General features: G+C 39.0%; 27 protein-coding genes. 12 read left to right on the top strand and 15 right to left on the bottom strand.

What is annotated here, in order from left to right; translation table 11 throughout:
* Nucleotides 1-108: 108 nt before the first annotated feature.
* Complete coding sequence (locus L1283_RS17845) at nt 109-2,970, top strand: response regulator (RefSeq protein ID WP_208734102.1); 2,862 nt, start codon at nt 109-111, stop codon at nt 2,968-2,970.
* A gap of 336 nt (nt 2,971-3,306) precedes the next feature.
* On the opposite strand, the gene L1283_RS17840 is transcribed toward L1283_RS17845, so the two are convergent.
* Nucleotides 3,307-4,128 (bottom strand): helix-turn-helix domain-containing protein, encoded by an 822-nt coding sequence (locus tag L1283_RS17840; RefSeq protein ID WP_088161979.1) that lies wholly within the window; start codon nt 4,126-4,128, stop codon nt 3,307-3,309.
* Nucleotides 4,129-4,547: 419 nt separating this feature from the next.
* The gene (locus tag L1283_RS17835) at nt 4,548-5,447 is read right to left on the bottom strand and encodes a helix-turn-helix domain-containing protein (protein WP_088161980.1); all 900 of its coding nucleotides are present in this window, start codon (nt 5,445-5,447) and stop codon (nt 4,548-4,550) included.
* Between the two features lie 157 nt (nt 5,448-5,604).
* On the opposite strand from L1283_RS17835, the gene L1283_RS17830 reads away from it, so the two are divergent.
* From L1283_RS17830 to L1283_RS17790, 9 genes are all read left to right on the top strand, one after another.
* A complete protein-coding gene (locus tag L1283_RS17830; protein WP_232475549.1) occupies nt 5,605-6,459 on the top strand; it encodes an aldo/keto reductase in 855 nt (284 codons plus the stop codon).
* A gap of 20 nt (nt 6,460-6,479) precedes the next feature.
* Nucleotides 6,480-7,463 (top strand): aldo/keto reductase, encoded by a 984-nt coding sequence (locus tag L1283_RS17825; RefSeq protein WP_088161981.1) that lies wholly within the window; start codon nt 6,480-6,482, stop codon nt 7,461-7,463.
* A 10-nt stretch (nt 7,464-7,473) separates the two neighbouring features.
* The gene (locus L1283_RS17820; protein ID WP_145327128.1) at nt 7,474-8,562 is read left to right on the top strand and encodes an alpha/beta hydrolase; all 1,089 of its coding nucleotides are present in this window, start codon (nt 7,474-7,476) and stop codon (nt 8,560-8,562) included.
* 81 nt (nt 8,563-8,643) lie between these two features.
* Nucleotides 8,644-9,291, top strand: a complete 648-nt coding sequence (locus tag L1283_RS17815) for a flavodoxin (RefSeq protein ID WP_088163593.1) — start codon at nt 8,644-8,646, stop codon at nt 9,289-9,291.
* 30 nt (nt 9,292-9,321) lie between these two features.
* Nucleotides 9,322-10,140 carry an alpha/beta hydrolase gene (locus tag L1283_RS17810; protein ID WP_244294324.1) on the top strand — a complete coding sequence of 273 codons (819 nt, stop codon included), beginning with the start codon at nt 9,322-9,324 and terminating at the stop codon, nt 10,138-10,140.
* Nucleotides 10,141-10,182: 42 nt separating this feature from the next.
* Nucleotides 10,183-10,371, top strand: a complete 189-nt coding sequence (locus L1283_RS17805) for a hypothetical protein (protein WP_429626369.1) — start codon at nt 10,183-10,185, stop codon at nt 10,369-10,371.
* 26 nt (nt 10,372-10,397) lie between these two features.
* On the top strand, nt 10,398-10,838 hold the full coding sequence (locus L1283_RS17800) for a nuclear transport factor 2 family protein (RefSeq protein ID WP_145327127.1): 441 nt from the start codon (nt 10,398-10,400) through the stop codon (nt 10,836-10,838).
* A gap of 99 nt (nt 10,839-10,937) precedes the next feature.
* Nucleotides 10,938-11,666, top strand: a complete 729-nt coding sequence (locus L1283_RS17795) for a carboxymuconolactone decarboxylase family protein (RefSeq protein WP_145327126.1) — start codon at nt 10,938-10,940, stop codon at nt 11,664-11,666.
* Between the two features lie 108 nt (nt 11,667-11,774).
* Nucleotides 11,775-12,257: a cupin domain-containing protein gene (locus tag L1283_RS17790; protein WP_088161984.1), complete on the top strand. Its 483-nt coding sequence runs from the start codon at nt 11,775-11,777 to the stop codon at nt 12,255-12,257.
* A 196-nt stretch (nt 12,258-12,453) separates the two neighbouring features.
* On the opposite strand, the gene L1283_RS17785 is transcribed toward L1283_RS17790, so the two are convergent.
* From L1283_RS17785 to L1283_RS17755, 7 genes are all read right to left on the bottom strand, one after another.
* Nucleotides 12,454-13,587, bottom strand: coding sequence for a hypothetical protein (locus tag L1283_RS17785; RefSeq protein WP_145327125.1), 1,134 nt, complete (start codon nt 13,585-13,587; stop codon nt 12,454-12,456).
* A 309-nt stretch (nt 13,588-13,896) separates the two neighbouring features.
* Nucleotides 13,897-14,736 (bottom strand): AraC family transcriptional regulator, encoded by an 840-nt coding sequence (locus L1283_RS17780; protein WP_145327124.1) that lies wholly within the window; start codon nt 14,734-14,736, stop codon nt 13,897-13,899.
* Between the two features lie 81 nt (nt 14,737-14,817).
* Entirely contained in the window at nt 14,818-15,519 is a 702-nt protein-coding gene (locus L1283_RS17775; protein WP_286848478.1) for a peroxiredoxin-like family protein, read from the bottom strand.
* 164 nt (nt 15,520-15,683) lie between these two features.
* Nucleotides 15,684-16,982, bottom strand: coding sequence for a spondin domain-containing protein (locus tag L1283_RS17770; protein ID WP_088161988.1), 1,299 nt, complete (start codon nt 16,980-16,982; stop codon nt 15,684-15,686).
* Nucleotides 16,983-17,084: 102 nt separating this feature from the next.
* Nucleotides 17,085-17,648 carry a dihydrofolate reductase family protein gene (locus L1283_RS17765; RefSeq protein WP_088161989.1) on the bottom strand — a complete coding sequence of 188 codons (564 nt, stop codon included), beginning with the start codon at nt 17,646-17,648 and terminating at the stop codon, nt 17,085-17,087.
* 273 nt (nt 17,649-17,921) lie between these two features.
* Nucleotides 17,922-18,134: a PepSY-like domain-containing protein gene (locus L1283_RS17760; protein ID WP_075993143.1), complete on the bottom strand. Its 213-nt coding sequence runs from the start codon at nt 18,132-18,134 to the stop codon at nt 17,922-17,924.
* A gap of 74 nt (nt 18,135-18,208) precedes the next feature.
* Nucleotides 18,209-18,790 (bottom strand): hypothetical protein, encoded by a 582-nt coding sequence (locus L1283_RS17755; protein ID WP_088161990.1) that lies wholly within the window; start codon nt 18,788-18,790, stop codon nt 18,209-18,211.
* A 139-nt stretch (nt 18,791-18,929) separates the two neighbouring features.
* Between L1283_RS17755 and L1283_RS17750 the strand changes: the two genes are divergently transcribed.
* Nucleotides 18,930-19,085, top strand: a complete 156-nt coding sequence (locus L1283_RS17750) for a hypothetical protein (RefSeq protein ID WP_157698503.1) — start codon at nt 18,930-18,932, stop codon at nt 19,083-19,085.
* Between the two features lie 34 nt (nt 19,086-19,119).
* The gene (locus L1283_RS17745) at nt 19,120-19,923 is read left to right on the top strand and encodes a serine hydrolase domain-containing protein (protein ID WP_429626368.1); all 804 of its coding nucleotides are present in this window, start codon (nt 19,120-19,122) and stop codon (nt 19,921-19,923) included.
* Nucleotides 19,924-20,314: 391 nt separating this feature from the next.
* Here L1283_RS17745 and L1283_RS17740 read toward each other — a convergent pair whose 3' ends face one another.
* The 6 genes from L1283_RS17740 to L1283_RS17715 all read right to left on the bottom strand — a co-directional run bounded on the left by L1283_RS17740 (nt 20,315) and on the right by L1283_RS17715 (nt 24,855).
* Nucleotides 20,315-21,085, bottom strand: coding sequence for a hypothetical protein (locus L1283_RS17740; protein WP_088161992.1), 771 nt, complete (start codon nt 21,083-21,085; stop codon nt 20,315-20,317).
* 80 nt (nt 21,086-21,165) lie between these two features.
* Nucleotides 21,166-21,633 (bottom strand): SRPBCC family protein, encoded by a 468-nt coding sequence (locus L1283_RS17735; RefSeq protein ID WP_088161993.1) that lies wholly within the window; start codon nt 21,631-21,633, stop codon nt 21,166-21,168.
* Nucleotides 21,634-21,813: 180 nt separating this feature from the next.
* The gene (locus L1283_RS17730) at nt 21,814-22,452 is read right to left on the bottom strand and encodes a hypothetical protein (protein WP_088161994.1); all 639 of its coding nucleotides are present in this window, start codon (nt 22,450-22,452) and stop codon (nt 21,814-21,816) included.
* 252 nt (nt 22,453-22,704) lie between these two features.
* Entirely contained in the window at nt 22,705-23,133 is a 429-nt protein-coding gene (locus L1283_RS17725) for a DinB family protein (protein ID WP_145327121.1), read from the bottom strand.
* A gap of 84 nt (nt 23,134-23,217) precedes the next feature.
* Nucleotides 23,218-23,826, bottom strand: coding sequence for a GrpB family protein (locus L1283_RS17720; protein ID WP_088161996.1), 609 nt, complete (start codon nt 23,824-23,826; stop codon nt 23,218-23,220).
* A gap of 138 nt (nt 23,827-23,964) precedes the next feature.
* Entirely contained in the window at nt 23,965-24,855 is an 891-nt protein-coding gene (locus tag L1283_RS17715) for a DMT family transporter (protein WP_088161997.1), read from the bottom strand.
* Between the last annotated feature and the right edge of the window lie 102 nt (nt 24,856-24,957).

Genomic DNA, 24,957 nt, shown 5'->3' with positions numbered 1-24,957 from the left:
CGACCAATGCCAAAAAAAATTATAAGAAATCTCCAGATAGGTGTAATGCTTTCTTTGATACTACTGATTGCGGGTTCTATAGCATCTTATATTAGCATACATAACCAGATGGAGAGCAGGAAAAGCCTCTTAAAAACGAAGGAGTCTATCAGTTTAATAAAAGATATTGTAAACACGCTGTTAAATGCCGAAACAGGCAATCGGGGATATCAGCTTACCGGCCGTGAAAATTTTCTTGAACCTTTCAATAAAAGCAGGAATGAATATCCGCTGCTTGTTGCTAACAAAGATAAATTTAATCTTAACGATAAACGCCAGATTAATATCCTTCATGAACTGCTGCATACCTCAGACAGGTTGATGAAAGAATATGTCTTGTTGATTGATAATCGTACTAAGGGAATAGTAATGACTCCAGAGGAACTTGTTCAAAACAAGATGGCCATGGATAAATGCCGAATGCTCGTTCAGGAATTTGTAAAACACGAGGAAGTTCAGCTTGCCCTAAAAAATGAAGATCTGAATAACTCCACCAAACGGACCGTTTTATTCATTATCTTTTCAGCGGTTGCGGCCATTGGCGTCACCATTTTCGTTTATATTCAACTAAAATCGGACATTATGCGCCGCGATAAGTTGGAAAAAGATCTGTTTTATACGAAGGAAATGCTCGAGGAAACAAGCGCGGTTGCCCAAGTGGGAGGCTGGGAAGTCAATATAAAGAGCGGAAAGCTCACCTGGTCTCAAAGTGTACGAGAAATTCATAAAACTAACATTAATTTCCAACCAACCTTTGAAAATGCCCTTGGATTTTACGAAGGAAAAAACAGAGAGAGAATAGAATTTCTATTCAACAGAGCAGTACAACAAGGGATCTCTTTTGATGAGGAGCTACAACTTCTGCGTAATGACGGTGTCACCATCTGGGTAAGAGTAAAAGGAATTCCCGAATTTGAAAATGAAGTTTGCCACAGGGTTTTTGGAATTATTCAGAACATTGATGCCTTCAAAAAAATGTTTCTGGAAGTTGCTCAGAAGGAAGCTATGATGCAGTCCTGTGCTACAGATGTTCCTATTCCTTTGGCGATGCTTGACAAAGCCCTTAACTACGTTGCCGTCAGCAGCAGATGGCGAGATGAATTTAGTATGAATAATGTCGACCTTATCGGCAATAACCTGTTTACAATATCGCCCAATATTCCCGAAGAAAGAAAAAAGATTTACAGGAATGCGCTTTTGGGAGAAACGTACATCGACGGGGATTTTGCACTAAAGGTGGAAGGAAAAGAAGAAATTCAACATTACGATCTTAAAGTCGGACCCTGGTATCTTACAAAAGATGAGGTTGGAGGTATAATTATTTCCATACAGAATATTACAAATGCCGTAAAAATAAACGAGGAACTGAAAAATGCCAAGGAAACTGCAGATATAGCCAGCAGGGCAAAATCCGAATTCCTGGCCAATATGAGTCATGAGATCCGTACTCCCTTGAACGGAGTTATTGGTTTTTCAGACCTCCTCCTCCGGACACCACTGAATGAAACACAGACGCAATATCTAAATTACATCAATGAATCAGGGGAAAACCTCCTTAGCATCATCAATGATATACTGGATTTTTCTAAAATAGAATCCGGAAAAATGGACCTTTTGATTGAAAAAAGTGATGTGTATGATATGTTAAGCCAAGTCATCAATGTTATTCTTTATCAATCCCAGAAAAAAAACATCGAACTTCTTCTCAACGTTGAGCCTGGCCTCCCAAAAATACTTTTCATTGATGAAGTCAGATTAAAACAAATCTTGATCAATCTGTTAGGAAATGCTGTAAAATTCACAGAAAAGGGCGAGATCGAACTAAAAGTAGAGAAATTGCGCATGGATGATCATACGATTGCCTTGCGCTTCTCGGTAAGAGATACTGGAATCGGCATTCCTATAGAGAAACAGAAATATATTTTTGATGCCTTTACCCAGGAAAACAGTTCAATCAGTAAACGATTTGGCGGCACAGGACTGGGACTAACCATCTCGAACAATATCTTGGGATATATGGGAAGTCATTTGTCGCTGACCAGCGAAATGGACAGCGGTTCTGTATTTTTCTTCGATCTTGAGGTTCCTTACGAAATGTCTGAATGGAAAGAAGAGGATGAAACGACAATTAAAACTGCCTTAGTGGTGGATGATAATGAAAGCAACAGGATTATTCTTGAACACATGCTTACCTATAAAAATATCAAATCCACGTTAGCTTCTAATGGAATGGAAGCCTTGGATATCATGTTGAAAGGTGAGCGGTTCGATGTCATTCTGATGGATTATCATATGCCTATCATGTCCGGATTGGAAACAATAGAAAAAATAAAAGGCTTGTTAAATCAGCGAAAAGAAGTTGCTCCATTTATAGTACTTTCGTCTTCTTCGGAAGAATTGGATATACTTACATCGGTTAGGAAAATAGAAAATACACATTTGCTATTGAAGCCTATAAAATCACATGATCTATACAAAACCCTTAAAAAGGTAGACCGAAGTACAGTAATAGAAATTATTCAGGATCAGACTGAGAAAGATTCGCATGCATTTGCGCGAGAGTTAGACGTACTTTTGGTTGATGATAACCCAGTGAATATGGTCCTGAACAATAGGATAATGAAGTCTCTTGCTCCCAATATACTTCTAACGGAAGCAGCTAATGGTTTACAGGCTTTGGAAGAATGCAAAAAAAAGCAGTTTTCCCTTATTATTATGGATGTACAAATGCCGATCATGAGTGGTATTGAGGCAACACAACATATTAGAATGCTGTCTGCATATCAACATATACCTATCATAGGCGTTACCGCTGGAAATGTGCTGGGGGAAAAAGAAAAATGCCTTGAATCCGGAATGAATGACTTTCTTCCCAAACCGATACGGCGGGCAGACCTTCTTGAAGTACTCAAAAAATATATTAGTGTTTAGTAATTATGGCTGTTCGAATCTGAATGGTCAACGGTATCAGAATATCTACTAAGATCAAGATACAGTAGGTACCCAAATAGAACAATAACGCCCAATCCGATAAAGATTGGACGTTGTTGTTCTAAGAAAAAAGATGATCTATTTCAGTAATTCTTCGCACTATTACTTTTTTCTGAAGAATTTTATTTGTTCAAGTCTTACACTGCTTGCTCTTCGGAGTATGTTGTTTTTGGCAATTGTTCGATTGCTTTTCAATCTTTTGGCCTGTTAGGAAATAATAAAATATTTCTTCATCCCTATTGTCGATCCCTAAATGGAATAGATTAATTCATCAAACTAGATTTCAGAAGGTGTTATACCATATTGTTTTTTAAATGCAGTTGAAAAATGGGACGGGTTTTTAAAGCCTACTTCAACGTATACATTCTGCACCTTTTTACCTTCTTCTTTTAATTTGACATACGCCGATTCCAACCGCTTTTTTATCAACCATTTTTGAGGACTTAGCGTACTAATTTTTGCAAAGTCACGTTTAAATGTTGCCAGGCTTCGACCGGTATAGGCCGCAATTTGCTCCATTGTCAGATCATCCATATAGTGATCATTCAAAAATTCCAACATATCTATCTTCCAAGGATCAGCGAAATCAAATAATATCGGGAAGAAAACATCAGCGTTATTGAGTAGAGCATAAATACCTTCGAGCAGTTTCAAATGTGTCACTTCTTCCGTCGGTTTTACATTTTCCTCAAAATATGGAGTAAGCGAATTAAACAAACTCGCAATATCTGGCTTTGGTTCTATCTTAAATACATTTTTATCTGAAAATGCTTCTTGTTTAGGAAGCTTAGATTTATTCAGCCGGCTGTAAAACTCCCTTAGAACACTTCGGTTGAATGTTAATGAAATCCCCTTATACAGATCATTCCCCTTGCTATTTTTATACATCAACAAACGATGGTTACGCCGAATAAACGCACATTCTCCAGCTTTTATCTTAATTTTCTTGTTTCGATCTTCAATAATCTGTTCACCTGAATATACATACACTAATACATGTTCAGGCGCAGCATGAATACATTTTTCGCTAAAGTCTGAAAAGCAAGAAAGGAAGATACCCCAATAACTTATCGTTTTTAATTTATCAGCGTGTTCCATCGAATAATATGCTATTTTTTTCACAAAAGTAGTAAATAAGCAAAGTAAGTTCTTTACGCTGAAGCTCAATTAACATTTCTGAAAAGCTCATTTATTGCTATCCTTACGCTTCAGGGTCTATGGTTTAGGCTATAAACAGGACACTATTGAACAAATTTCAATAATGGATGCCATTGCTCTCTGGGGACCAATAATGGCACATTTTGGATTAGGTTCAAATATCCTTGTCAATTCTGACCGAGCCAGAAAAGAATTGGGATGGCGCCCTAAATATGATAACCTGTCGCAAGAAATAGCTTCTAATTGAACAGACACTGGCTCCTCCTCACTTTTGATGGTCAAGACGAAGGATATACCATAGCCTCTGCTATTCTTGTAATTTTTAAATGAGCAGAATATCAAGGCTTCTCATTTTAAAACTAATTCAGATTGACATTCCGGTACTCATTTGGGCTATAACCGACACGGTTTTTAAATAAGCGACTAAAATGCTGCGGATATTTAAAACCAAGTTCAAATGCAATTTCGTTAATAGTCTTATTCGAATCGAATATTTTTTCCTTGGCAATCTCGATTAACTTATTCTGAATATATTCCTGCGCAGTCTTCCCTGTTTCTTTCTTAACGAGGTCACCAAAATAGTTGGCAGAAAGAAATAATTGTTCAGCAAAGTAGGCCACAGTTGGCAGACCGTATTGTTGTGGTTCATCTGACTGAAAATAAGCATTCAAAATCTCTTCGAATTTTTCTATAATACCCTTATTAACATTTTCGCGCGTTATAAATTGTCTGTCATAAAACCGTTGACAATAATCTAGGAAAAGCTCGATGTTGGAGACAATGAGCTTTTTGGTATGCTTGTCGATACTATGAACCAGTTCATGCTTTATTTTGTTGAGGCAATCCATAATGACCCTCCTCTCCTGCTCGGAAAGATGAAGCGCCTCGCTAGCTGAATAGGAAAAGAACGTATAGTTGGCAATCTCCTTTGCCAACGAAGTACCATAAAGCAGCTCTGGATGAAATACCAATGCTGTCCCCTGAGGCTGGTAGAATTCCGTGCCATTCTCCCCAATGACCTGCCCCGGAGCCAAAAATATCAATGTTCCCTCTTCATAATCATAATTCTTAAGTCCATACCGGAGATCTCCGCATTTTATTTCTTTAAAAAACACGGTATAGAACTCATACCTGAGCTTTGACAGTTTACGAGGATCAGCTTTGCTCAAATCGACAACACTGACCAAAGGATGCAATGTTTCATTGTTATTGAAATTATTGTATTCGCTAATACTCTTAAAATTGATGATCTCTTCCATTTGCCTGAATGCTATGAAACAAATTTACAAAACTGAAATCCAATAATGTATTGAATCCGTAATATTGGTAGAACTATCCGTAATCCATCTACCAAAACCTTAGCCTGCAAAACCGAACTTTGTTATCATTGGATTGTATACTACATAAACGATTTTCATGATGTATAAAGTAAAACTAAATAACGGAATTGAAATGCCTATCCTTGGTTTCGGTGTTTTCCAGATAAAAGATGCCTTAGAATGCGAACGTGCTGTTATTGATGCCGTCGAAACTGGATACCGGCTAATTGATACCGCGGCCTCTTATTTGAATGAAGAAGCAGTAGGAAAAGCGATAAAAAATTGCGCTATCCAACGTGAAGAATTATTTATCACGACCAAACTGTGGGTTCAGGATACGGGATATGAGAAAACCAAGACCGCTTTTCACCGCTCGTTGGAAAGACTGCAATTGGACTATCTCGATCTGTATCTGATCCACCAACCTTATGGCGATATCTTTGGATCGTGGAAAGCGATGCAGGAACTTTATGAAGCCGGTAAAATAAGGGCTATCGGGACTGCTAATTTCCAGCCGGACAGGGTGATGGATCTCATTGTCAATAGTGGTTTCACTCCGGCTGTCAACCAGATCGAAACACATCCTTTTCAACAGCAAATTCAAAATCAAGCTTTCCTGAACGAAAATAATATCCAGACCCAATCCTGGGGTCCTTTTGCAGAGGGGAAAAACGATATTTTCCATAATAGAGTCCTTAAGTCAATAGGAGAAAATTACAATAAAACTGTTGCACAGGTCATCCTCCGATGGCTTGTGCAACGGGACATCATTGCTATCCCCAAATCTGTTCGTAAAGAAAGAATAGGCGAAAATTTCCAGCTATTCGATTTCGAACTGACAGAGAAGGAAATGGATGCCATAAGATCCCTGGACACTGGAGAAAGTCTATTTTTTGATCACCGGGACCCTAAGGTGGTCAGATCGCTGAGTGAAAGAAAACTTGATATCTAAAACATTAAATTGATACTAAAATGGAAAAAAGAAAACTGGGAAATAGTGGACTTGAAGTGTCCGCACTTGGATTAGGCTGCATGGGTTTGAGTTTTGGCTATGGTCCGGCTACGGACGAAAAAGAGGCAATTCAATTAATCCGCGCTGCTTTTGAATCTGGAATCACCTTTTTCGATACCGCTGAATGTTATGGCCCTTTTACCAATGAAACCCTACTTGGACAAGCATTGGAGCCATTCAGAGACCATGTGGTGATCGCGACTAAGTTTGGTTTCGAAGATGGCGATTCAAAAAAAGGTTTGGACAGCAGTCCTGCCAGAATCAGAAAAGTTGCTGAAGCTTCCCTCCAACGTCTGCGTACGGACCGAATCGACCTGTTCTATCAACACCGCACCGACCCCAATATCCCTATTGAAGAGGTGGCCGGAACCATCCGCGATCTGATTGCTGAAGGTAAAGTAAAACATTGGGGACTCTCTGAAGCGGGAACTGAAACGATCCGTCGAGCACATACAGAGCAGCCCCTAGCGGCATTGCAGAGCGAATACTCGCTCTTTTACCGTGAACCTGAAAATGAGATCATCCCTACACTGGAGGAGCTTGGGATCGGTTTTGTGCCCTTTAGCCCCTTGGGAAAAGGCTTCTTAACCGGCGCAATCAACGAAACGACAAAATTTGACCCGACGGATTTCCGTAACATCGTACCACGTTTCTCGGAAGAAAATCGCAAAGCGAATCAGGTTCTTGTAGATCTCCTAAAAACGATAGCAAGTGCAAAAGATGCCACTCCAGCGCAAATTGCATTAGCATGGCTGCTTGCTCAGAAACCATGGATTGCCCCAATCCCGGGAACGACAAAACTACATCGCCTGAAGGAAAATATTGACGCCATTGCTGTTCAGCTAGATACAAAGGAAATACGGGAGATCAACCAGGCTGCTTCAGCAATTACCATCCAAGGCGAACGATATCCTGCTGCTTTACAGAACAGAGTCGGTAAATAAAAAATAAGCTATGCGATTGAACAGAATAATACGAAATATTACAGCCTCTGCTGCCCTATTCATTTTATCGATGACCGTACATGCCCAGAAAAAGCAAAAGCCTTTACTCATTGATGATCAAGGTAGCTTTGCAGTTGGTGGTACTATCAAGACCGAAGCTGGGCACTTGAACGTAAATGATGCCCTGAATCCTCAAGGACAAACTTTCCATGGTGATCATGCCTACGTTTTCTATCAAAAACCGGTAAAAGCCCACAAGTATCCTTTGGTATTTCTGCATGGTGCAGGCCAATCAAAAAAAACATGGGAAACAACAGCAGATGGTAGAGAAGGTTTTCAGAACATTTTCCTCCGCCGGAAATTCTCAGTGTACCTCATCGACCAACCCAGACGTGGGGAAGCCGGAAAAAGCATGGTAGAAGCAACGATCAAGCCTATGGCAGATGAGCAGTTCTGGTTTACACAATTTCGTATAGGCAATTACCCCAACTATTTCCCGAATGTTCAGTTTCCAAAGGATAGTATAGCATTAGAACAGTTCTATAGACAGATGACACCCAATACGGGTGCTTTCGATGCAACCGTTATTACCGCAGCGGTATCCAGTCTATTTGATAAGATTAACGCCGGAATCTTGGTCACCCACTCCCAGGGCGGAGGCCCAGGTTGGCTGACCGCGATCAAAAATGATAAAGTCAAAGCGGTCGTCGCATACGAACCATACAGTGGATTTGTATTTCCAGAGGGCGAACTTCCGCCTCCCATAAAATCCGCGGGGTTGTTTGGTGAACTCAAAGGGGTTACAATCCCCCTCTCTGATTTTAAAAAGCTGACCCAAATCCCAATTGTCATTTACTATGGGGATAATATTGCCAAAGAGCCGACCAATGTATGGAACAAAGACCACTGGCGTTCGGGGCTGGAAATGGCCAGACTATGGGCCGCGGCAATTAATAAACATGGCGGAAATGCGACGGTAATCCATCTTCCTGAAGTTGGAATCACGGGAAATACTCATTTTCCTTTTTCGGATCTCAACAATTTGCAAGTTGCGGATGAACTATACAAATGGTTAAAACAAAAAGGACTGGATAAGTAATAATGGTAGTACTATCCGTAATCCGTCTACCTAAAAAGAAAGTTGATTTAGGGAACTTTGTATAAATCAAAAACGATGCAAATGAAAACTAGATATTTATATTGCCTACTACTTTGCCTGTTGTTTGCGGTAACTTCCTGTTCGGGAGCAAATGAAGCCACATTTGAAAACAAAGGTTTCCCGATAGCTCCCTGTGATTCGCTAAATAATCAGGAAGTTTTGGTCGTTTACCTATCGCGGACGAAAAATACCAAAGCTGTCGCAGAGATTATCCATCGGCAGGTAGGCGGTGATCTAGTTGGTCTTGAACTCGAAAATCCTTATCCCGCTCACTATCAAACCACCGTCGACCAGGTTGCCGAAGAAAATAAAACGGGTTATCTGCCGCCACTAAAAACGAAAATAGACAACATAGGAAAATACGACTTCATCTTTGTGGGGTTTCCAACTTGGGGGATGCAGCTCCCTCCCCCCATAAAGAGTTTTCTAAAACAGTATGATCTAGCAGGAAAGACGATTGTCCCTTTTAATACAAATGCCGGATATGGCGTTGGGAGCAGCTTTGACACGATCAAACAACTTTGTTCCAAAAGCAAAATATTGGAAGGGTTTACAACAAAAGCAGGGAAAGAACGGGACGGAATCCTCTTTGTGATATCAGGTGAAAAAGAAAAACAGCTTACCATTCAACTTGCCCAATGGCTTGAAAAACTTGGATTCACAAAATAATAAGAAGTGGAAAGCATAAAATTACAATCAATGAAACAAATCAAGTATATCATCGTAGCCATGTTTATGGCAACGGGGCTCATTACAGAAGCACAGGACAAATCAAAAAATCCATTTGGCCTTGTGTATGGTGATGCTATAAAGGAAAATGTAAAGGGAAAAGTAAATATACATCCTGTGAGCTATAAATTAAACGGAATAGCTATCGCTGCTAATGTATATACTCCGACGAATTATGACCCTTCAAAAAGATATCCTGCCATTATAGTCGCACATCCCAATGGCGGGGTCAAAGAACAAACTGCCGGTCTTTATGCACAGCGACTTGCAGAAGCGGGTTACATTACAATAGCCGCAGACGCCGCCTATCAGGGAGCCAGCGGTGGCGAACCCCGCCATACCGACAAACCCCAGTTCAGAACAGAGGATATCCATGGCATGGCAGACTATATCGCTGGTTACGCTGGTGTCGACCCGGATCGTGTCGGTGCACTCGGGATCTGCGGCGGCGGTGGTTATACCCTCAAAGCAGCACAGTCTGATAAACGGCTAAAAGCTGTTGCTACACTGAGCATGTTCAACTCTGGTGAAGTGAGACGCAACGGTTTTCAAAATTCCCAGCAAAATACAATCGAGCAACGATTGAAACAGGCATCAGATGCCCGGGCACAGGAGGCAGCAGGCGGAGAAATCAAGTATTCTGGCGTAGCTAGTATAACCGACGAAGAGATCGCCAAAACTCCAACAGATCTCTATCGGCAAGGATTTGAATATTATTATCGGACGCACGCCCATCGGAATTCAACGTTTTTATATACAACCAGCAGCTTGATGGATCTGATGACATGAGATGCGACCGATGGTATCGAACTAATCGATCAGCCCTTGTTGATGATCGCTGGAAGCAAGGCAGATACCAAGTATATGACCGATGAGGCTTTTTCAAAGGCTAAAAACGCAAAAAACAAAGCGCTCTTTTTACTAGAAGGAGCTACACACATTGAAACTTACTGGAAAAAGGAATACGTCACAAAAGCTGTAAATAAATTGGTTGAGTTTTATCACCAGAACCTTCAATAAAAAATACACTATATTTTATTATGATTATGAAAAAATTATTACTCGGCCTCTGTTTGGCCCTCTTCGGAATTCAGATCTCATTTGCACAATCGCCTGCTGATCAGGAAATCATCAAACTTTCAAAAGATAAATGGCAATGGATGGCCAACAAAAATGTCGGTACATTGGACAGCCTTTTTCATGAAAATTCAATGTTTGTCCACATGGGGGGATCCTGGGGAAAACAAAGGGAACTTAATGTCATAAAAAGTGGCGGAATCTGGTATAAAAAGGCTGATATCCATGAAGTATCAGTCAATATCATTGACAATACAGCTATCCTACTCAATAGAATCGACCTACTTGCTATCGTTGGTGGTAACGAGGTAACCAATCCCTTTATGGTTACGGAAGTCTACGTAAAACAAAATGGCACTTGGAAACTAGGATCACTGTCGTTCACCAAACTACTTACTCCTGGGAACTAATAACGATTCAACCAGTGATATCTTCGTAAAGAATGCCATCGCTAGTCTTTCTACTCCAAAAAGAGATGAAATAGAAAGAATCACTAATAGAGAATGATCATGAAGAAACAAAAGTATATTATTGCGTTATTATTCACTTTATTTTGCTTTTATTCCGTGTTATACGCAAGTCAGAATCGCGAAAATCCGCCATTAAATAACAAAAAACGTTGTCTTATTACCATTGCGGCCACCGCGGCCAAAGGTGACCTGTCAACATTAAAAGATGCACTCAACAAAGGACTCGATGCCGGACTGACAAGTAATCAGATTAAGGAAAGCATCATACAGCTCTATGCTTATGCCGGCTTTCCTCGTAGTATACGTGGATTGCAAACCCTGATGGCCGTACTTGAGGAGCGCAAGACAAAGGGCATCAATGATCCAACAGGCCCTGAAGCATCACCTATTCAAAATGACCAGCCAAAATATGATCGTGGCAAAGCGATTTTGGAACAGCTTACAGGAGTAACCGAAAAAGATCCAAAAACTGGTTATGCTGCTTTTGCTCCAACTATTGAACTATTTTTAAAGGAACATCTATTTGCTGATATTTTTGAACGGGATATTCTTACCTACGCTGAAAGAGAACTGGTAACAATCTCTGTACTAGCCAGCATAGGCGGCGTGGAACCGATGCTGAAATCGCATTTGGCAATTTGTTTAAATGTAGGTTTATCGAAAGAACAATTACAGCAGTTTATAATTATTATTAAATCTACTGTGGGCAAAAAAGAGGCTATAGTTGCACAAAAAATATTCGATGAAGTATTAGCGAATAGAAAGTAATCTAACTGCTACTATAAAATTTGCGGTCATTAAAGCGACTATAACAAAAAAATAAACGAGCCTAAAATGGGTTACTTGGGGATAAACTTTATTTAAAAATTTAAAATCATGAATTTAAACAATACAACGATACTATTTCTGACGGGAATCTTGGCAATTTCATGTACTCAACAGATCAAACCACAAAAAACTGAACAGCACAGAACGCATGATCCTATTTTTTCAAAAGGTGAAAGGATTACAAATGACAATTTCACAGGAACAGTGTGGTTAAATAATCTAGTAACCGCAGATCGGATCAATCAGAATGCTGTTGGAAGTGTGACCTTTGAGCCTGGTGTCAGGACCAAGTGGCATTCTCATCCGGCGGGACAGATTATTCTGGCATTGGATGGTGTCGGCTTCTATCAGGAAGAAGGTAAGGAAAAAATAATCCTCCGTAAAGGAGAAGTTGTAAAATGCCCAATAGATGTTCCTCATTGGCATGGCGCGAGCGCTGATTCTGCTTTTGTACAGATTGCCATTACAGGCAGGGAAAAGGGAGAAACAGTATGGCTTAAACCTGTGACAGATCAAGAGTATAACAATTAACCTAAATAAGATCTCTTTTCTCGATAGTAATATATTCATCCTTTTCGGCCTGAATAAACGAAAGTGGGCATTCAATATCGGTTAGAAAATGTATACTTAATAAGCATGTCAATTTTATAGACAAAAATTGGAAGGATCTATATGAATCAAACAAATAAGCCGGCTGTATTATAAAAAGCCGGCTTTTGAAAAGGATTTAATGATCCTGTTTACCGCTTTTGGGTGTTTTGGTAATATTGGGGATGAAAACCAAATATTCGTAACCTTTTATAATTCTTTCCAGCTCCAAATCCTCTACCTTAAGCTTCTGTTTAGAGATTGCTTGTTGCAAAGGTCTCAAATTATAAGCATACCAATTGTCATCTTTTACAACGGTTAAAAACGATTTATATTGATCCAAATCAGCCAATGTTTCACCCTCCCCCTTTCCGATGAGCATAATATGTAATGACTTCCGGTAATTTGCCTCTTCAATATTGGCAACCAGGTTACCAACATCGAATACTTCCATTAAACTCTCTCCTTTAGGCATGTGATTAGCGCCATATTTGAAAAGATTCTTCTTGTCTTTCCATTCGGGAAGCTTCTCAAAAACCAGATGTTTGATATATTGAATCCTTAAACGATGAATTCGATTTAAATATAGATCTCTGCTTAATTTTAGCGCTTCAAGCTGTTCTTTCTCAATGGCGGATAAATTGAGAGCGGTCAATGCATTTATTTTTTCTAAGCAATCATCAGAGAACAAATAGAATCTGGTGTTATTTTTTGTGTCAAAAGCAGCAGAATTAGCAATCATCTGTGTATAAATTTCTTTTGCTTTAGCACTTCTGGATTGCATACTTAATTCCGAAAAAAGCAAACGATCTGAAAATAAACTAATTTGTTCAGCGCCATAGGTTTTGACATTCTGATCTACTATGTTTTTAAATAAGTCAAACTCAGCCTCACCTTGTAAAAAAGATAAGGCAGAACCCGACTCATTGCGAAATTTGTCCAGTTCAGGAGGAGTTAAGGATTTAATTTTCTTTGATATTGTATTGACTGTATAGGGATCAATTTCCAGAATATAGTTGTCGAACTTAATATTATTGACAACCGCGTTTGTGAAATAAGGAATTTCGCTGGTGAAATGCTGCTCGCCCAATAATACGGAGTTGTTTTTTCTGATTTCATCTAGCAAAGTAGTCCATCCTTTGCCGTCAAAAGCGTTCTTATTGTTTTTTTTAAAGGTCGAATAGTTATTTTGAATTAAACTATCCATTAATGAGGTTTGTGCACGACCGAAATTGGCAATAAATAGGGTTAAAATTAGGATTTTGGTTTTCATTATCTATTTTTTGAAAGATACTCATTTAGCCCGGACAATGCTAGTTATTTTTTATATTCTAATTAACTAAAACAAAACCGTCGTATTACTTTGATTCAATCCTGATACGGGCTATAGAAAGTTTAAACATATGAAGCTTTTGACCAATGAATCGATTCCTATTTTTGAAGATTTTATAGGTCATAAGTTAGCACACAAATTGTTGAAAACAAAGAAAATTATAGGGCAGTATTTGCCGTTTTTTTATATTATTTATAGCACCTCTTATTCATGGTCAACATGACCGTCTGTATTTAAACGCAATAATGATCAAAGGTTCTTAAACGCAGAAATATTTGTTCCGGAGTACATTTTGAAAAACCGGCTAAAATGAGCAGGACTTTCAAAACCAAGTTCGTAAGCTATCTCTTTCGCTGACTTCTCGGTATAATGGAGATACCTTTTAGCCTCAAGAATTATTCTGTTGCGGATTAGAATAGATGGCGCCGACTGTTTCAACAGCGCAAATACATTGCTTAGCGTTTTTGGTGATTTGTTGAGTGCAGCGGCATAGAACCTGACTTCATGTTCCTCTTTAAAGTTACATTCCAGTAGCAACGCAAATTTTCTCACAATATCCATTCTTTCGTCGGGGAATAGCTGATAACTTTCACTTTGGAGCTTTGCTATCCTTGTGGTATTGATAATCACTCTCTTAAGAAGGGTGCGCAGCATTTCACCCTGGAAATTATCTTTTACCATCATCTCATTTGAAAACACATTCTCCAGATGAGACATTTCTTCCACAGCAGTTTCATTTAATACAATGAACATTGGATGTCGAATACCATAGAACAGAAAACCAACACAACCGACCTCAGCATCGTGGTCAACGATACAATAGAACTCCCTATTAAACTGCCAGGCAGTCAGCACATCGGGCTGTTCAAATACAAAATGTTGATTGGAAACCAAAGGAAGTATACACCTTGATGGCATCGTATAGCTGATCTCATCGATCGTCACTTTTTGTTCGCCGCCCTTATTATAAATAAATGTATTGATTGGCAGGGAATTCGCATTACGAAGTCCCCTGCCTGAAAACTGGTTGTTGTCACTGTGCATCACAAACAGTGCTGCTGTTGCGTTATCGCTATACTCCCTAATCATGTTGTCATTTACTTACGACATTTCAATACGCTTAAATTTAATCATTTTCTTGTAAGAGCCTAACGCCCACAAGCTAGAAATTTACAGATCTTCTTTAATGCTGCTTGCAGCAGCAAGCAGCAGATTGGAGGATAATCTTTGTTTAAAATCGGGATTGATAAATTCAAAATGAATTGTTCCCTTTTGATCAAGTATAAATACTGATGGAACCGGAAGCAGCAAGTCGGTGTCTTTGCCTCCAGTTGTTTTCGGTAGCATCTCCCAGTAGTCTTTCGGAGCTTTATACGCAATCCCCATTTGTTTCGACAGTGAAAGATCTGCGTCCGATAAAAGTGTATAACTTAATTTTTCTTTCGCTACAGCTTTCATTAATCCCTCGGATTCGTCTGTACTTATGGCAATCAACTGATACCCCATTTCTTCCAAGCCGGGAAAGGCCTCTTGTAAGCCCGAAAGTTGTCTGGTACAATAAGGACACCAGCCACCGCGGTAGAAAACCAAAATGGTCGGCTTTTGGGAAATCGCTCTATTGAGATCAAACCTTTTACCTGAAACGTCTACCAATCCTGCCATCGGTATTTTTTCTCCACACAATAACGGACTGATGTCTTCCGGATTTTGCGGAATTCGATAAGGGATTTGCTTCATATCCATTTTATCTATCCTGCTGTCAGCTCTCCGCATGCTGGACCGCGCCTGCGCATTGGCTATGCTTGCGATGCAGGTCGTGAACAACAGCAGCGCAACAAACGCAGCTAATTTTGTTTTTATAGGATTTTTCATTTTATAACACGTTTATTACTTAATAAATATTGAATCGATACTTTTTGCCCGTGGAAACTCAATCGATACTTTAGCCACTGCATGTAATAGGTTGCTGATCGTCCTGTCTCTAATAAGGACAATAATAGCCACGAGATTTTCGTTCGTATAACCGGCCTCAAAAATTAGTTGATTGTTACTTTAATAATGCTAGAAATTGATGGCAGTGTGGTGAACCCATTTGGATTAGGCACTTCTCCAATTGGTTTACGTTCGGTCACAGGAGTGCCACCTAATCCTGCCTGCTCATTGCCAGCTCCGGGAAACTGATTAATCGCTGTCCCATTGTCAAACAATCCGATTGAATAGGATACATCTCCTTTTACTGTTGCATCAATTCCATTATCTTTTGTTGCAAAGAACCAATCGTTGGAAAGGCCGTACATGCTTGCAATGGCAATTCGATCTCCACTCGCTATACTTAACTGCTGTGAAACGCTACTTCCTGCCTGCGCTCCGATTTTAGGAAGTAATACTGTTGAGCTAGCCGCCGGAAGGATATACACCGCTTTTACACCGGAGAGTGTTTTAAGATAAGCCGCCAGGCCCGATGCATCACCTTTTTGCGCTAAATCTTTCAGTCCTTTACCACGGTCATTTTCACCGATTTTATATATTGGGTTTTCGATGCCTTTATATAGCACCACCAAAACTGGAGATAATGGTGTAAAAATACCTGTTTGTGTATTAATGTAATTACCCAACACGCTATTGTCTCCCATCTCCGCAATATTTGTCAAGCCATTTACACTTGGTTTTCCTACTTCAAATAATGGATTAGGATTTAACAGGTTCCCTCCCACGCTATATGAAATTGCCCAAACTCCGGGACTGAAGGGGGTCGGATTGGTCGTACCGCCCGAGACATTAGTGATTATAAGTGTAAAATTGGAATTACCTTCATAATGAAGTGTTGCTTTCATTAAAGTAGAAGCTGGAGCATAAGTATTGCCCTGTGCATCGGTTCCGTTTACTTCCGTAATAGCTCTTGGAGCAGTTTCTGTTGTTCCCGGGTGAATTACAGCTGCACCTGGCATCTGATTGATACGAGTACCATTATCCCATAATTTAATCTGTGCCGAAACATCGCCCTCAACCGGAGTTCCATTGTCCTGATACAGCTTTATGCCAGGATTTTCGGGAGCAAAAAACAAGTCATTCGACCAACCATACATCGTTGCAAAGCTCAGCGCTTGTCCTTTGGCTGCAGAAAACTTAATGGAAATTGCTTCGCCAGGCATAACCACTGGCGAAGCACCAGTGTTTTTAAAGCTACCGGACTCGACCAATAGTTTTGAATCCAATACATTTTCTATCGTAATAGTTGTCGCCGACGTTGATGGCATAGCATCATTTTTATTGCAAGCGATAATTAGCAAAGGGATTGCTGCCATAGCCCACAAAATTGAATGTTTATGTTTCATAATGAATTCTTTTTAAATTACATTACAAATGTAAATTTCATGGGAGGAGCTGTAGGTATCTGAATTTCCCGCTGTGTTGCCGATATTTCCCGAGGGAATAATTTATGAGGAAGTAGATGTTGGACTGTACTGATAGTACAGGAGGACTGAACCACTAGAGAAACACCTTGTTTTTAATAGTTTAAAAACTATTCTATCGCTTATATGTTCGAATAGTGAAAGCCCCTGTCCTACCACAACGGGATAAATGCACAATTGAAGTTCGTCGATCAAATTGAGATTCATCAGCTGGACAATTAAGCTTCGACTCCCAACCAAAATATCTCTACCGGGTTGCTGTTTCAATTTCAATATTTCATCTTTAAGCATCCCTTCGGCCAATTTTGCACTCGCCCAGTCTATATTTTTCAGGCTGTTTGAAAAAACAACTTTTGGAATTTTATCGATAGCCAATGCAAAGTCATCCATTGATTGTTCACCTGAGGGATTTTTCACAAAAGGCCGCCAATATTCCATAAGCTGATAGGTAATCCTACCATATAAAATGACATCAGCGCTATTTAACAGATGCGTATAATGAAGATGTATTTCCTCGTCGGGAATGCCTGCTGTATGATCACAAAACCCGTCAAGGGTCATATTGAATGCTGCAATTACTTTTCTCATGTCCTTCCAATAAGCTTCTTTTACACCGTAAATCTAACATTTTACACATTGAATAGGCTTTGCATAAGACAAGAAATAAACCGGGGTAATGATAGAAAAGAAAGCTAACGTTTCAAAGAATAAATAATAGCCACCGAATAAAATTGCAGGTGGAAGGAATTAAAACAAAAAAGTCAAACCACTAAAGATAATTACCGTTGAAGGGGGGAGCATAAAGCTGAGCTCCCGCCCCTTTTTTAAAATATGAAGTCTATTTCAGATCATCGAAGCAGGCTAGTCACGATCTGTTCTCACAAATTGTCCATTGAAATCGAAAATAAGAGCATCTCCACCCCTAATATCTATTCGATATGAACTGCGTTTTTTTTCGATAAACTCAACCTGATTCCCAGGATGATTTTTTATGATAAAAGTTAAAATACTCCTTCTGACATCCTGGGAAGAAAGTTTTTCACCCTTGCCGGTTACTAAATTCCAATTGACCATATGATTTAAGATTTAAAATGTTATAATAATCTAAACCTATCCATCAATTTGGGAAAGAAATGGGAATTATTTATCTATTTTCCCAATCTAAATCCAACCGTTATACCGCCCATAGGTGTAAATTCGCTTTGGCTGTCATAAAAACTCACACCTGGCCCGATACCTACATTCATCATAAAACGCTCGCCATAAGTGCGCTGTATACCCCACATTGCGCCTAAAGTTAGGGTGAAATCAGCAACATACATATTATCACTTTTCAATATGGACGGACCAGCGGCTCCAAGCACCCCAGCAATATAATTGCCGGAATTGTGTGCTATTTTTTTTCCTTTCTGAAGCCTTTTATTTAAATTATAATAATGCCGCACTTGCATATCGACCGCTGGACGAAATGCATATCCCCACTCAGAATCTTCATGATGATAATCGTTAATCGTTATCGATGTTTTACTGTATAATAAACTTCCTGATAAAGGTCCTGAAAAGCGCAATGTTGTTTTATTTCCGATCCCCATTTCGTAAGACATATTGGTCAGGATATTGTAGGCAAACTGGTGATCCTCAACTTTGGCTTCAACTGCTGTATTCGTTTGTGCAAAAGACATCGAGGCAAAAGCCACCATCATAAAGAGTGTAAAATAATTTCTTTTCATTAATAATTAATAATTTGACACCGCAAAGATATTAAAATAAATAATGTGTAAAAATCAAACTCCTATTGTCAAATCGAAGGCATTTCGCTTCAAAAATAGAACATCAATAAATACAGACTCAGTTTATTAAATAAGCTCGATGTGCTATTTCACATATTTAACCATCAAGATTATTATTTTAATTCTTATTTTCACAAGCGCAACAGGCAACGAAATCCGTTACCCCTACTGCGAAGTCGATGCATTTGCAGGTGCAGAGGCGATTGCTAGTGAAGTAGCAAAGAAATATACTTAGCAAATGCTAAGAGAGTTTTTGAGTCTGAGGCACAATGTTTAGAAAAGAACATATGAAAAAAATAGTGTTATTAAATACCTTATTTACTCCGTTGATCGGATTTGCTCAATTACAGACCGTTTTTAAACAAAAAGTAGATTCTATTTATGATAAAAATAAGGATGCTGTGGGGATTATTGTTCATGTAGAAGCACCGAAACATAATATTTCCTGGAGCTATGCAAAAGATGTAGCAGACACCAGCACGAACCAAGCGCTAGAAGACCAACAGCCTGTTTTGATTGCAAGCAACACGAAACCCTATGTCGCTGCAGCAATCCTAAGATTGGTAGAAAAAGGTGAACTTTCTATTGATCAACCAATTGCAAATTTATTATCAAAAAAAACACGTCATTTATTTGAAAGCGATGGTTATAATCTAGCGGTAATTACGATAAAGAATTTGCTCTCACACACTTCGGGAATTCAAGATTATGTAGATGAAGCTTATTTTGAATTCGTCAATCAACATCCTAAATATAAGTGGAAAAAAGACGAGCAGATCAAAAGATCCATCGATATCGGAAACCCTCAGCCTGTCGGTGAAAAATTTAGTTACGCTGATATTAATTATTTACTTCTTACCGAAATTATTGAGCAAAAAACACAGCAGCCATTCTATGCAGCCATCCGAAACTTACTTAGATACAAAGAATTAAACCTAACAAAGACATGGTTTATAAACGTAGAACAATATCCTGAAAACCCCTGCCTCTCGCCCATCAGTACGCAAGCAAGTACAACTGGGACTCGTATGCCATTGATCCTTCATGGGATCTGTACGGAGGCGGTGGGATAGCAGCGACAGCCAAAGAGGCAGCCCTATTTTTCCAATATGTATTTGACGGAAAAATCATTCAGGATAAACAACTTCTTGAAGCGATGCATACCTACGTCTTACCACCAGATAAATCTAAATACTGTTTAGGAATTTATCATTTTGACATGGGGTTCAACGCTTACTATCATGGCGGTTGGTGGTGAACAGATGTCATCTATTCACCGGAGTCTGATGCGACTATCACTGTCTTTACGCTGCAAAAAGGATTTCAGCATGTCATCAATCCATTTATCGGAAAAGAATTTCAAAAGCTATTGATTGCTGAATCAGCAATAAAATAGCAGCTGGCTACAATACTATGGAAAGCTTAAACTTTGATTGCTAAACCACTATAATTTACCAGTAAGCACTAGACAGGCAGTCGCTTACGATATTGGATATAGTATACAATTACATTTAGCAAAACAATAAGAGCCGCTATTATAGCCGCTATATATACAGTGCTATTAACTAATTTATTAGCAACTGAAATTGCTATTAAAGCCCATACAGCTACAAGTCCAAATAAGGGCATATGACGTTGCCATATCATCAATAAGTGAATGATTAATGCAATTGCAAACATGATAATAACCCATGTTGTAGCTGATAATCCAAAACCGTCCCAGCCTATCTTCGTGAGATAGGCTGCAATGTCGGCAATCAAAGCCACTGAAATCCATCCTGCATAAAGTTGAAAAGGGAACTTAAGAAATATACGCTTGCTGCGTGCAGCATGAAACACAATAGATTGTGTATGGTGAATTATCTTTAATAGCGACACAAAAAGTAAGATCATTAATAAAATAGTCAAAAAGGTATAGTCATACAACCAGGTAATGACCCATAGACTATTTGCTAGACAAGAAATCAAGAACCACCATCCGACTTTTAAAACTACTTTTTCCTTTTCGTTTGTCTGTCTGACAAAAGGACCAAAATAAATTACAAATCCAAACAACCCCAAATAAATGAGGCCCCATATGGTAAAGGCATATCCCGCGGGTGTAAATAGATTTTGATATTTAGCAGAAACCGTTGCCATGGTCTCCCCATTAAAAATTCCCGTATTGGATAGGTAATTAATAATCACCGTAATGACCAAAGCAACTCCATTGGTTATTTGATAGATTTTCTTCATTGTATACAGCATAAAATATGTTTAAAAGCTCATTTGACCTCCTTCCGCCGGTCACGTGAACTGCAATAGACTCGTTATCACTAATTCTTAGTTTGATTAAATAATTTTTCTAAAACCTGATAACGGTAATCGAAGATTTGCTCCAACTTTTTTTTAACAAAAACTCCATGCACAATTGTGCCTAGAATTCCCAAAGGCAATTCATAATCTACCCTGTCTTTCATGAGCACTCCTTTTTCATTCGGAATAAACTCATGAAAATGATTCCAATAGGCATAAGGTCCCTCTAGTTGAAAATCAGTAAAACTTTTATTCTTTTCCACTTGCGTTATTTTGGTCTTCCACTTCAGCGGAAACCGAAGGATCGGAGATACCAAATAATCAATGATCATTCCCTCAGAAATTTCTTGCCGACGAAAGTCTGAGACGACAACAAACCCCATATCTTTTGGTGTAATTTCTGAAAGATTCATGGGTGAAGAAAAAAAAGACCAAGCGGTATCCAAATCGCAGGCCAATTGTTGTTCTCTATATATTTTGTACCTCATTACCTCATCTTATTTGAACTAACTTTATTGCTTGTCAATATAACAACACTACCACAAATTAGTTTACAAATATACTATAAAAAACATTTAACGAGGCTATATTATTATCATAAAGAATAATTATATACCAATATAACGATTTAATTTAAAGCTAGCTTTTAAATATACTTTTATCGATGGTTATTTAGTGGACATATCCTTTTCTAGAGCCTTAATAAGGGCTTTCGTATAACTTTTAGAAAAATCAGCTAAGCTGGAAGGGTTGATTGTTTCAGACTGCACACTCCAAACCAGTTGTTCGGAACTAACGTCATATAGATTGCTTTCCAGATAGTACATTTTATCCGTGGTATAATATCCAGGATCGTATGCAATCGGGTACCAATGGGAGTAATAGCTCCAAAAATTACCATACCATCCAAACCTCGGATAAGGCATATAAGGTCCACTTCCCGGTACATATCGGGTTTCGCTGGTTTTGTCGATCAGGGTAACAGTAAAAATAGCATCCGCATTCAGACTGTGTACTGCTTTCATCACTAAATCTCTATTTTGACTTTCATCTTTGGTGAACGTGCGTTTAAAAACATCAGTACTTTTAATAGCCTTGTAGCCATGCATGGAAGCCGCTTCAGCCAAATTGGATTCAATGACTTCCTGTGCTTTAGCATGGTTTGTCATCGCAATAATGAATATTGTTTGGTATTGTTTTGGAGTCAGATCTCTATTTTTATAGACATCTGTTATCCTTGTGGAGGTACTACAAGCCAACAATAAGAAGCTTGAGACAATTGCGGTTAAAAATGACTTCGATTTCATATATTTTAAAAATTAGTGTCCTTTTGAAGTGTAGCAGAGAGTCTCTTCGTATTTTCGTGGGATATGCCAGTACATCGATCTATTTTGGGTAGTCTTAGCGTAAAAACTATAGAACCACCTATTAGACAACAAGTTTACACTGACAATTGTTTTGCAGTTATTAATTATAAAAGAAATACTTTAATTCTTAATTGATATTATCAAAAAGGTCCTTGAGAAGTAAGGACACCACTCATCAGGGATTAAATTTCATCATTCAGGCAAAATCTGATTTCTGTGATGCTTCAAATGCATCACATAGTCATGCATTAAAAATTCGAGGCTATGGTCATTACAAGTCCTTTGTGTCAGTTTATTCGCAATTATATGCTGAAACAAAAACAACAATTGCTCGTTTACCGATCGCCATAGATTGCATAATTTAACGGTCTCAGCATGTTGATAGTCAGCAGATGAACAGTAGGCTACCTGATCATAGTATATTTTTGGATTTTCTTCAAATTGAGCTCTTATAAACCGTCCGTAATTTACAAAAGCGCTATCGACTAAATGACCTAGAATTTCTTTTTTACTCCACTTATTTTGTCCCAATTTCATATTAAAATCGTCCTCGTTTAATTCCATAATTTGCTGGGTAAAATCATGGATAATATCCTCAAATTCTGACAAAAATGTACTCATACCTAAATCTATCTCTTATTGCACTAATTTCTTAACAATGTAATCCCTTGCCTCCACGCTATTGTGCAACGTTCCATTGTTCTACTATTTTATTGTTCCGTAAACTTTTTTGTACCATTCCACAGCTTTTGCTTCGTGCTCTTTCAAAAATTCATCTTTGGCGTCATTATAGTCGTTCCCATCTTTCCATTGCTGGAGTACCAACTTTTCTTTGATCGCCTGATACTGATCTCTTACTTCTTCATGTACACGCAGATAATCGCGAAACGCGATATGGCGCAACCAGTGTTCTGATTGCAACGGTATGCTGTGAATATGCGCTATCCGTAGCGAATGATCATGCAATCGTACTGGAATTTCATCGTCGGGTGCAATGTGCTCTGGCAACCCCAATACTTCAGGCCGATCAATCAGGGCGACAAAAAAACGTCTGTAAGGCATATCCTCATTATATTTTTCATAATATACATAGCATTTACCCTGCAACAGGAACGGAATGCGATCAAGGTCATTTTCTTCCTCAAGACCGATCAATATATCAATGATTGGTTTGGCAGACAATCCCTCAACGGCCGTACTGCCTATGTGATCTACCCTCGACCTTATAGGTTTCAACAATGCAAGAAGTTCATTTTGAATGCTGTCGAAATTCGCTTTCCATATCGGATTATAAGGTTCAAACGGTAAAATCATACGCTATTGTCTTTGTCAATACAAGATAATAGACATCATTCGATCAAATACACCTCGAACGATGCCCTAAAAGTTAAAGTTAATAAATTTATGGTTTTCCGAGAGAACCTATAAACCAGTTCTATTTTTCTAATGCATTTATTGGGCAAATTTCTTCGTCGCTACGACACAGAGGATAACACCAACTGTTACAGCAAGCATGCCAACACTGACTTGTTCATGAAGAAGCCAGGCGGCTAAAGCCAAACCAAAGAATGGCTGTAATAACTGTAACTGTCCGATAGTCGCCGTGCCACCTTGGGCAAGTCCTTTATACCAAAAAACAAAGCCAATAAACATACTGAACAAAGAAACATAGGCTAAACTAGCCCAGGCGCCCATAGGTACAGCATCAAAAGTGGATGGAAGATAGATAAAAGTAAGTGGCAACATCAGCGGCAGCGACAAAACCAGGGCCCAGGAAATGACCTGCCAACCACCCAGTGTCTTGGTCAATTTAGCGCCTTCAGCATAGCCCAAACCACAGAGAATGACCGATAAAATCATTAAAACGTCACCTAAAGGTGAGGCTGTTAGTCCTTGTGCCAGCGCATAGCCGATCACCAGTAGGCTCCCTAAAGCAGAGAACAGCCAAAAGATTGGCTTCGGACGCTCGCCACCGCGTATAATACCAAATACGGCTGTCGATACGGGCAAAATACCGATAAAAACGATAGAGTGCGCAGACGTGATGTGCTGCAGGGCTAAAGCACTCAGTAAGGGAAATCCAACGACACATCCTATTGCAACGATGCATAGCGAACCCAATTGTTTTCTTTCTGGGCGTTTTTCCTTAAAAACGATCAATGTTACCAGTGCCAATATACCTGCAATCGAAGCTCTGGCTAGCGTCACAAATACGGGGTCAAATGCTAAAACCGCCATTCGTGTTGCCGGCAACGAACCACTAAATAATACCACCCCAATAAAACCGTTTAACCAACCGCTTGCGGTATTTTCTTGTAATTTACTTATACTTAATTCTGCCATGTTTCAACCTTTTACACAAAGTTCGTCCATTACAAGAACTAAGCACAGTCACAGTTTTTGATAATTCAATGGACACAGTTACCTTTGAAGACAGATATTAAT

Origin of the sequence: Sphingobacterium sp. HSC-15S19 (genome assembly GCF_050433745.1) — a bacterium.
In the GTDB taxonomy this organism is placed as follows: Bacteria; Bacteroidota; Bacteroidia; order Sphingobacteriales; family Sphingobacteriaceae; genus Sphingobacterium; species Sphingobacterium siyangense.
This window is presented reverse-complemented; position numbering and strand designations above follow the sequence as displayed.